The sequence below is a fragment of the Bacillus haikouensis genome, assembly GCF_013179555.1.
Lineage (GTDB): Bacteria > Bacillota > Bacilli > Bacillales > Bacillaceae_B > Rossellomorea > Rossellomorea haikouensis_A.
Genome location: NZ_JABMCR010000415.1, coordinates 1 through 2,715 on the forward strand (window position 1 = coordinate 1; position 2,715 = coordinate 2,715).

1 protein-coding gene and 1 pseudogene are annotated in these 2,715 nt (G+C 47.0%); both read left to right on the top strand.

Going from position 1 to position 2,715, the window contains the following annotated elements; genetic code table 11:
• The first annotated feature begins 186 nt into the window (after positions 1-186).
• Positions 187-2,352 carry a glycoside hydrolase family 3 N-terminal domain-containing protein gene (locus HP456_RS22455; protein WP_172255229.1) on the top strand — a complete coding sequence of 722 codons (2,166 nt, stop codon included), beginning with the start codon at positions 187-189 and terminating at the stop codon, positions 2,350-2,352.
• 19 nt (positions 2,353-2,371) lie between these two features.
• Positions 2,372-2,715, top strand: a pseudogene (locus tag HP456_RS22460) (GH36-type glycosyl hydrolase domain-containing protein); the annotation flags it as partial.

Here is a 2,715-nt window from a genome sequence, read left to right on the forward strand (position 1 = left end):
GACCCGGATAAAAAAGTTTATACCTGTAAAACACTTATGAATATAGGTTTATGGAATTTTTTCAGATTGGATATCTGTATTGACTATAAGTTGTATTAGCCTTATAATTCGACTCAACTGTTAATTGAAACGTTTCACCTATAAAATAATCCACATCAAAAAATCCTATTTTTTGGAGGTTGCTGTATGAATGAAATCAAGCTTGCTTCTTTAGTAAATGAAATGACACTCGATGAAAAAATTGCGCAGCTGACTCAGTTCGCCACTCCTTTTTTTAAAGGAGCGAGTGATGGGGGACAGATCACGGGTCCGATGGCCGATATGGGCGTCACCGATGAAATGATACGAAACACCGGATCGGTCCTCGGTGCATCCGGAGCGAAAGAAGTGAAGAACATCCAAAGGACACATATGGAAGAAAACAGGCTTAACATCCCGCTATTGGTTATGTCTGATATTGTACACGGTTATAAGACAATCTTTCCTGTTCCTCTTGCAATCGGCTGCTCATGGGACCTGGGACTGGCAGAGAAAAGTGCGGAGATTGCGGCAAAAGAAGCATCGGTATCCGGTGTGCATGTCACGTTTGCACCGATGGTCGATCTGGTCAGGGATCCCCGCTGGGGAAGAGTGATGGAGTCGACAGGGGAAGATCCCCATTTAAATAGTGAGTTTGCGAGGGCCTTTGTCCGGGGGTTCCAAGGAAACGACCTCACCAATGAAGTGGACCGCGTCGCTGCCTGCGTGAAGCACTTCGCAGCTTACGGAGCACCGGAAGGAGGCAGGGATTATAACACGGTCGATGTGTCTGAAAGGGAACTTCGTGAAAATTATCTGCCTGCTTATCAAGCGGCACTGGATGAAGGCTGCGAGATGGTGATGACCGCTTTTAATACAGTGTTCGGCATCCCCGCTACCGGAAATAAGATGTTGATGCGTTCGATCCTCCGCAAAGAAATGGGATTTGACGGGGTACTGATCTCAGATTGGGGTGCGGTGAAGGAAATGATTCCTCACGGTATTGCAGAGGATGAGAAAGAAGCTGCTTTGAAAGCTCTTACGGCTGGTGTGGACATTGAAATGATGACCGCCACCTATGTCAAATACCTAAAGGCATTGGTGGAAGAAGGCTCGCTTGAAGAATCTCTGATTGATGAGGCGGTCCTGCGGATTCTGACCCTGAAAGAGAAGCTGGGTCTATTCGAAAATCCATTTCGCGGAGCTGATGAGGAGCTTGAAAAAGAGATCGTTATGAGTGCTGCCCATCGCGAAGCAGCAAAGGAACTTGCTGCTAAATCAGCAGTGTTGTTGAAAAATGAAGGTATTTTACCTCTAAAGAAAGATCAAAAAGTTGCGCTGATCGGCCCTTTTGCAGAAAGCGGGGACATTCTCGGTCCGTGGTCATGGCTTGGTTCAAAGGAAGATGCCGTGACATTAAAGGAAGGAATCTTACAAAAAATCGATCCTTCGCAGCTGATCGTTTCAAAAGGCAGTGATATTGAAGCGATTACTGAGGAACAAATACAAGAAGCGATCGGAGCGGCAAAAGATGCAGATGTGATCGTCCTTGCACTGGGTGAGGATTCAGACATGAGCGGTGAAGCAGGCTGCCGCGCAGATATCAAACTTCTGCCTGCACAATTAGAGCTGATTCAGCGCATCAAAAAACTCGGCAAGCCGACAGCAGCCGTCTTATTCAATGGACGGCCGCTTGATCTGCACGGCGTATACGATCAAACAGATGCCGTACTCGAGGCCTGGTATCCGGGAACGGAAGGCGGGGCAGCTGTGGCTGACTTATTATACGGAGACAGCAATCCATCCGGCCGTCTAACGATGTCATTCCCTTACAGTGCAGGTCAGATTCCGGTTTATTATAATCATTTCAATACCGGAAGGCCAAAAGGGGCACCGGATGCACAGGAACGCTATGTATCACAATATCTGGATATCCCGAACTGTCCGCTGTTCCCGTTCGGATTCGGTTTGAGTTATACAGAATTTACTTATAGCAGCATGAAGCTTTCTAATAAAACAATCACCCGTGATGAATCACTGGAGATATCTGTCACAGTGACAAACAGCGGAGAAGTTTCGGGGGATGAAGTCGTGCAGTTGTACGTGCGTGACGTGAGCGGGGAAGTGGTCCGTCCGCTGAAAGAACTAAAGGATTTTGTCAAAATCAGCTTAGCGCCGGGTGAGACGAAGGAAGTGACGTTCTCCCTTACAGAGGAACAGTTGCGCTATTACCATTCCGACCTTACGCTTTCGAGCGATCCGGGAACTTTCATTGCGTATGTTGGCGGACACAGCCAAGAAGTCATGGAGAAATCATTCACACTAGTAGAATAGAGAAGCGAGGGGAAAGCATATGAATGCAAATGTTGTACTGACATCAGGAGAACTGAAGTTTACTTTTTTACCCGGCGGCGACCTGTTTGCTGTTACACATAAAGACATCTTGGTAAATGGGCTGATGAGCAACCCGATTGACGGTTCATTGAATAACGTATTTTTGCGAATCCATGGGAACGACGGGATTAAGTTTGTTCCGATGATCGGTGTAAAGTCAGAAAGCTCGGTAGAATGGGCAAAGTCTCAGGTGAAGTGGAGCGGCTCCTTCGAAGGTGTAACGTATGAAGTCATTTTCACTTTGAGTGATAGAGGGGTCTGGTTCTGGGATATTGAAGTCGCCGGTCAAGATGTGGAAATCGA

Excerpts from the sequence above, each read along its gene's own strand:
- HP456_RS22455 (WP_172255229.1), top strand. The coding sequence starts at position 187 with ATGAATGAAATCAAGCTTGCTTCTTTAGTAAATGAAATGACACTCGAT.